The organism is Microcystis sp. M_OC_Ca_00000000_C217Col (genome assembly GCF_007095585.1).
Classification (GTDB): domain Bacteria; phylum Cyanobacteriota; class Cyanobacteriia; order Cyanobacteriales; family Microcystaceae; genus Microcystis; species Microcystis panniformis.
Genome location: NZ_SFBV01000110.1, coordinates 1 through 5,614, shown reverse-complemented (window position 1 = coordinate 5,614; position 5,614 = coordinate 1). Strand labels below are relative to the sequence as shown.

Sequence of the window (5,614 nt, the reverse complement as noted above, 5' to 3'; positions counted from 1 at the left end):
ACTCCCCATTGATAGCGATGTATTAGAGTGGTTTAAGTCTCAAGGGCGTGGCTATCAAACACAGATCAATCAATTGCTACGAGCGTATATGGAGGCACATCAATAACAGGCAGATTCATATTTTTGTATTTGAAAACAAGGATTGCAGCGGCATAACAAGGGATTTACCATACCTTATTAGACTGAAAACCGCTATAACAAATCACCGCACCCGAAATAATAGTGAAATTTTGTGACAAAGTGCAGTCAGATCTAAGAATCTTTGCTAGAAGTCTAGAAAGCTTCTGTGATCAGTCTCCTTAAAAGAGATTGTTGGCAGTACCCTAGTAGATATCCGAACAAACGGTTAAGGGTTTTAATCATCAAGGTCGGGGATTATGAAAATCTATCAAATTTTATTCCAATCCCGACTTCTAATTCTTCCAGTTTGGTAATAAGTTGAAACTAGCTCAATATAATCTTTAAAATCATCATTTTCAACCACAATACGATTCACTGATTGCCAGTCAATTTCTGCCCTAGATTTTGCTGGTAAAAATATCTCACTTTCAGAAGGGTTTTCCGTATCTAGAATAATGACTCCAATTCCATGAAGTGCAGACAACATACGCAGTGCGATCGCCGATCTTGTAGGGTGCGTTCCCTAATGCAACTTCTACCGCTCCACCGATCGATTTTTGGGGAACGCACCATGCCCATGGATTGAAACTGTGAGTTTAGGTGCGATGCCGCTCTGGTCGGACCAGTTGAGGAATGTTAGCGAAGATTCCCAATGTTTGGTTAAAATAGAGGGGCAAAAGTCGCCACAGGGTCGCTTCAATGACAGTTCGACAACCCCGCTACAGTAAAGAAGAATTTGCTCGACGTGGTAATGAGATTTATCAATCTCAGGTACGTCCCCAAGTCGAGGAGGGTAATCAGGGGAAAATTGTGGCAATTGACATTGAAACAGGGGCTTTTGAAGTAGCGGATGATTTGGTAAGCGCAGCGAAGCAACTTTCTGCACGAGTGCCTGATACTCAGACATGGTTTGTTCGCATTGGGCATTCAGCCGTCGATCACTTTGGTGCACGGAGCCTGAGAACAAAGCCATGATGCAAGGTCGTGTAAATCAAGGCTGTGAGGCGACGTTAGCGATCGCAGTCAGAAACAATGAAACAACGCAGATAGTAGATGCTGTAATTGATACAGGATTTTCGGGTTTTCTCACCTTGCCGTCTGACATAATTGCTAGGTTAGGGTTTATTTGGGAGGGTCGAGATCTTGCGACGTTAGGCGATGGGACTTTCTGCACGTTTGAAGTTTACATCGGGCTTGTGATCTGGGACGGGCAATATCGTGAGATTTACATCAACGAATCAGAGACGGTTCCGTTGATTGGGATGCAGCTATTACGAGGATACGATTTGCGAATTCAGGCAATTGAGGGTGGTTTAGTTACGATCGAAGCGTTGAAGTAGAGTGCGATGCTGAAGGCACTGGGTAACAGTACGCCATCGCTGTAGCAACGTGAAAGCTAGAATATATTAAGCCCTATACGTTAGATGTTGTCTATGATACGGTGATTTGGTTCTGGGTTGGTTCCCATGCAGAGTACGATATGCTGCTGGAGCAATTGTAGTGCGATGCCGAAGGCACTGCGTAGTGCGATCTTGTAGGGTGCGTCCCCTAATCTGGCTCCCACTGCTCCACCGATCGATTTTTGGGAACGCACCATGCCCACTCAAAATCGGTAAAACCCTACACCCTACACCCCACACCCTGCCCCCACGAAAAACTTTTTGCCGCAAACCCTAATCAATTAACGCTCATTCTTAATTCTCCTGGCTACTGGCTCCTTACTCCTCACCTAAAGGAAGATTTTTGATTTTTGCAAGAGGTCTCTTGTTTGAGTATGGGACTGACTTCTTTGCTTCAGGATCAAATCCCGTCAGTACCGCTCGCTCAATCCTTGACGGGGTGAGCTTTTCCAACTCTTTGACCCCATCTTGCTCCCAAAAATGAGCGAAGGATGAGTCCCATTAGAGGAAACTTTGCCCTTACCAGTGCGTCTTTAGCCTCTAAGCAAACAAGTGTCACGCTTGCGATAGAATAGATCGGACTTAGCCTAAATGGGGTCAGGGAAAGAATGTGCGGAATTGTTGGCTATATCGGAACCCAAACAGCGATCGATATTCTCCTAGCTGGTTTGGAACGTTTAGAATATCGGGGTTATGATTCGGCAGGAATTGCCACAATTCTCGAAGGTGAATTACATCGAGTCCGCGCCCAGGGAAAACTCTACAATCTGCGGGAAAAATTAGAACAGGAAGTTAATCCCTCCCAAATTGGCATCGGTCACACCCGTTGGGCAACCCACGGCAAACCCATAGAAAGTAATGCCCATCCCCACACCGATAATAGTCAACGGGTGGCAGTGGTACAGAATGGCATTGTCGAAAATTTTCAGGTATTAAGAACAGAATTAAAGGAGAAAGGCTGTATATTTGACTCGGAAACCGACACAGAAGTTATTCCCCATCTAATCGCCAGTTATCTACCCAAACCTACCGATGAAGACTACTTGGGGGTGAGTCCTTTCCTCAAGGCAGTTTTAAGGGCAATTGAACGTTTAGAGGGGGCCTTTGCCCTAGGGGTGATTAGTCCCGATTATCCCGATGAATTGATTGTCGTGCGGCAACACGCCCCTTTAATCATCGGTTTTGGTCAAGGGGAGTTTTTCTGTGCCTCCGATGTTAGTGCTTTGGTTCCCCATACCCGGGCGGTGCTGTCCCTGGATAATGGCGAAATCGCTCGGTTAACACCCTTGGGAGTAGAAATTTATAATTTTGAGGGCAAAAGAGTCCGTAAAAGCCCCAGAGTCCTCGATTGGAGTCCGACGACCGTAGAAAAACAGGGTTATCGTCACTTCATGCTCAAGGAAATCTACGAACAACCCGGAGTGGTGCGCGACTGTTTAGGAACCTATCTGCATCCCCATTGGACAGCACAAAATGAGGATAATGTCAACCCGATAAATATTAATTTTTCTGAAGAAATTTACGATAATTTAGAACATATTCAGATTTTAGCCTGTGGAACCAGTTGGCACGCTAGTTTAGTCGGTAAATACTTGATTGAGCAGTTGGCAGGTATTCCCACAAGGGTACAGTACGCCTCGGAATTTCGCTATGCACCCACGCCCCTGATGCCCAATACTTTAACTATCGGGGTGACGCAATCGGGGGAAACAGCCGACACTTTAGCGGCTTTGGAAACGGAAAAACAGCGCCGTTTAGGATTAGAAAAAAAATATCAAGCCCGGATTATCGGTATTACTAATCGCCCCGAAAGTACCCTAGCACAAATGGTCGATCAGATTATTAATACCCAAGCAGGAATCGAGATCGGGGTGGCGGCAACTAAGAGTTTTACGGCACAATTATTGGGTTTTTATCTCTTAGCTTTGGATTTATCCTATCGTCGTCAAACTTTGTCTTTAGAGAGAATCGAGCAAATTATTAATAAAATGCGATCGCTGCCAAGATCGATCGAAACTGTCTTAGAAACACAGGAAAAAGCGATCGAAGAATTGGCCCATGAATTTAATGACACCCAGGACTTTATTTTCTTAGGACGGGGGATTAATTTCCCCATTGCCCTAGAAGGAGCCTTAAAACTCAAAGAAATCAGTTATATTCATGCGGAAGGCTATCCAGCCGGAGAAATGAAACACGGACCAATCGCGCTTTTAGATGCAAAAGTTCCCGTAGTAGCGATTGCTATGCCGGGGATAGTTTATGATAAGGTTCTCTCCAATGCACAGGAAGCAAAGGCAAGGGATGCGCGGTTATTGGGAGTAGTTGCCGACAGCGATACGGAAGCACCAAAAGTCTTTAATGATTTGTTGTATGTGCCGGAAATTGAGGAATTATTATCGCCAATTCTAACAGTAATTCCCCTACAATTGCTCTCCTATCATATCGCAGCCCGTCGCGGTCTAGACGTGGATCAGCCGCGCAATTTAGCCAAAAGTGTCACGGTGGAGTAAAGTTCCTTAGGTTGAAAGTGCAGTTCACAAGTATATCTAAATTGGAGCAAGAGGACTCCCGTTACACCGCGAAGCGGTTGATCGCGAGAGTATCATCCCTTCGGTAAAATCGAGGGTCTTCCCCTGACATTTATGGTAGAATCAAGAGGCCGACTGACATCTGAGAAGCGATAGCAACCATGACGGGTGTGGACTTACAGCAATTATTACTAGAAAAGTGGGGTCGTTCCTACGATATCCAGCTGCGACGCATCAAAGATAAGGTTCATGTCCAGGTAATGTGGAAATATCTCGAACAAGCGTCTTTTCCCCTCTCCGAGTCTGAATATCTGGAACATCTCAATGCGATCGCTAATTATCTCCACGAATGGGGTGGTTTTAGTCAATTTCAAGCTTTTATCCGCGAAACCCGCGAGCGTCCCCGTCTCGGTAAAGCGGTTAGTCTGGCCTTAGATTTAGGTGAAAGGGCCTCGGAATGGCTGATCAGTGATCAGTGATCAATTATCAGTAACCAGTGGGATTGTTAAGTGAACATTATACTGCATTTAAATTGCGTATTGGATATACAAATGCTCGAACTCCCCACTTCCCCACTCGCCCATCCCCTTCTCTAGACACAAAAAAATGCGTTAAGCTTAGCCTTAACGCTTGTTTTTTCCATTATTTTTGCTCTGATGACAGTGACTAGCTCTTGCGACGAGCGAAAGCACCAGCACCAACAACGGCCAAGATACCCAGGATAGCAGAGGGCTCGGGAACTGCTAAACTGCTTTTTTCGAGAGATAAAGTATAAATCCATCCCGAACCAACGGACACGACGTTCAGGCTGAAAACTCCAGAATAATCGAGACCGGTAGTCGCATCAAAAAACGCTGTACCCATTACAGTGTAAACAGTAGTACTCATACCACCAGAAGTATTAAACGTACCCGAAGCCACTGTAGGAGTGATATTAACTGTCGTACCACCGCCAACATTTATCTGAGCAAAAGAATTCACGGTACCACCAGGAGTAAACATGGTGGACGCTCCCGAGCCAGTGCCAAAAATCTGAATAGGCTGAATAGCACTAACGTCCGTGTAGCTCAGACCGGCAAAGCCATCCGTAGGCGTCCCAGCCAATCCGGTGGGCGCTCCAGGAGTGAGGGTCGGGTTGAGGGTTCCCCACGAACTGGCCGTTGCACTCCCCGTTACGGCTATCATACTCGCTGCTTGGGCAGCACCAGCAAAGCTGAGAGCGGCAACACTGCCCGCGATAGCAAGAGCGCCAGTGTTTAGTTGTCTAGAGATGTTTGTGAGCATTTTTTTGGCTCTTCGGGAATTGTTATGCAAATAATTAACTTCAAATAAAATTCAATGAGAGTACCTAGTCTCAAAAATAGCTGAAATCTATACAGGAAGACACTTACGGCACAAACAGGTTAATACCAAAAGATAGACAATTGAGTTAAAATTTGATATAATGGCCAAAAACGAGATTATTTTACTTATGATACTTGACAAATTTTTGAACCTACAAGGAACCTGTATTCAAGGCTATCGACACCTAGAAAATATCGGTATAGTTTGACGAATCGAATCGAA

Annotated in this window: 8 protein-coding genes; 5 read left to right on the top strand and 3 right to left on the bottom strand. The window is 45.2% G+C overall.

All coding sequences use genetic code 11. The features are described from left to right. Window positions 1–7 precede the first annotated feature (7 nt). Complete coding sequence (locus tag EWV66_RS06615) at window positions 8–106, top strand: BrnA antitoxin family protein (protein ID WP_287107082.1); 99 nt, start codon at window positions 8–10, stop codon at window positions 104–106. A gap of 282 nt (window positions 107–388) precedes the next feature. On the opposite strand, the gene EWV66_RS06610 is transcribed toward EWV66_RS06615, so the two are convergent. Beyond that, window positions 389–607 carry a hypothetical protein gene (locus tag EWV66_RS06610; RefSeq protein WP_002756882.1) on the bottom strand — a complete coding sequence of 73 codons (219 nt, stop codon included), beginning with the start codon at window positions 605–607 and terminating at the stop codon, window positions 389–391. A 212-nt stretch (window positions 608–819) separates the two neighbouring features. On the opposite strand from EWV66_RS06610, the gene EWV66_RS06605 reads away from it, so the two are divergent. Then, the gene (locus tag EWV66_RS06605) at window positions 820–1,095 is read left to right on the top strand and encodes a hypothetical protein (RefSeq protein WP_002756880.1); all 276 of its coding nucleotides are present in this window, start codon (window positions 820–822) and stop codon (window positions 1,093–1,095) included. Next, on the top strand, window positions 1,092–1,460 hold the full coding sequence (locus tag EWV66_RS06600) for an aspartyl protease (protein ID WP_043998808.1): 369 nt from the start codon (window positions 1,092–1,094) through the stop codon (window positions 1,458–1,460). Before EWV66_RS06605 ends, EWV66_RS06600 begins: the two co-directional genes overlap by 4 nt. 80 nt (window positions 1,461–1,540) lie before the next feature. Here the strand turns inward: EWV66_RS06600 and EWV66_RS06595 are convergent, their stop codons facing one another. Further along, on the bottom strand, window positions 1,541–1,717 hold the full coding sequence (locus tag EWV66_RS06595; RefSeq protein ID WP_158499364.1) for a hypothetical protein: 177 nt from the start codon (window positions 1,715–1,717) through the stop codon (window positions 1,541–1,543). Window positions 1,718–2,128: 411 nt separating this feature from the next. On the opposite strand from EWV66_RS06595, the gene glmS reads away from it, so the two are divergent. Continuing rightward, on the top strand, window positions 2,129–4,030 hold the full coding sequence (gene glmS, locus EWV66_RS06590) for a glutamine--fructose-6-phosphate transaminase (isomerizing) (RefSeq protein WP_052277285.1): 1,902 nt from the start codon (window positions 2,129–2,131) through the stop codon (window positions 4,028–4,030). Between the two features lie 179 nt (window positions 4,031–4,209). After that, window positions 4,210–4,527 (top strand): DUF3067 family protein, encoded by a 318-nt coding sequence (locus EWV66_RS06585; RefSeq protein WP_002756874.1) that lies wholly within the window; start codon window positions 4,210–4,212, stop codon window positions 4,525–4,527. A 187-nt stretch (window positions 4,528–4,714) separates the two neighbouring features. On the opposite strand, the gene EWV66_RS06580 is transcribed toward EWV66_RS06585, so the two are convergent. Then, on the bottom strand, window positions 4,715–5,050 hold the full coding sequence (locus EWV66_RS06580; protein ID WP_260441281.1) for a PEP-CTERM sorting domain-containing protein: 336 nt from the start codon (window positions 5,048–5,050) through the stop codon (window positions 4,715–4,717). Window positions 5,051–5,614 lie beyond the last annotated feature (564 nt).

Coding starts and splice junctions, on each gene's coding strand:
- EWV66_RS06610 (WP_002756882.1), bottom strand. CDS start 607: ATGTTGTCTGCACTTCATGGAATTGGAGTCATTATTCTAGATACGGAA.
- EWV66_RS06605 (WP_002756880.1), top strand. CDS start 820: ATGACAGTTCGACAACCCCGCTACAGTAAAGAAGAATTTGCTCGACGT.
- EWV66_RS06600 (WP_043998808.1), top strand. CDS start 1,092: ATGATGCAAGGTCGTGTAAATCAAGGCTGTGAGGCGACGTTAGCGATC.
- EWV66_RS06595 (WP_158499364.1), bottom strand. CDS start 1,717: ATGGTGCGTTCCCAAAAATCGATCGGTGGAGCAGTGGGAGCCAGATTA.
- glmS (WP_052277285.1), top strand. CDS start 2,129: ATGTGCGGAATTGTTGGCTATATCGGAACCCAAACAGCGATCGATATT.
- EWV66_RS06585 (WP_002756874.1), top strand. CDS start 4,210: ATGACGGGTGTGGACTTACAGCAATTATTACTAGAAAAGTGGGGTCGT.
- EWV66_RS06580 (WP_260441281.1), bottom strand. CDS start 5,050: ATGTTTACTCCTGGTGGTACCGTGAATTCTTTTGCTCAGATAAATGTT.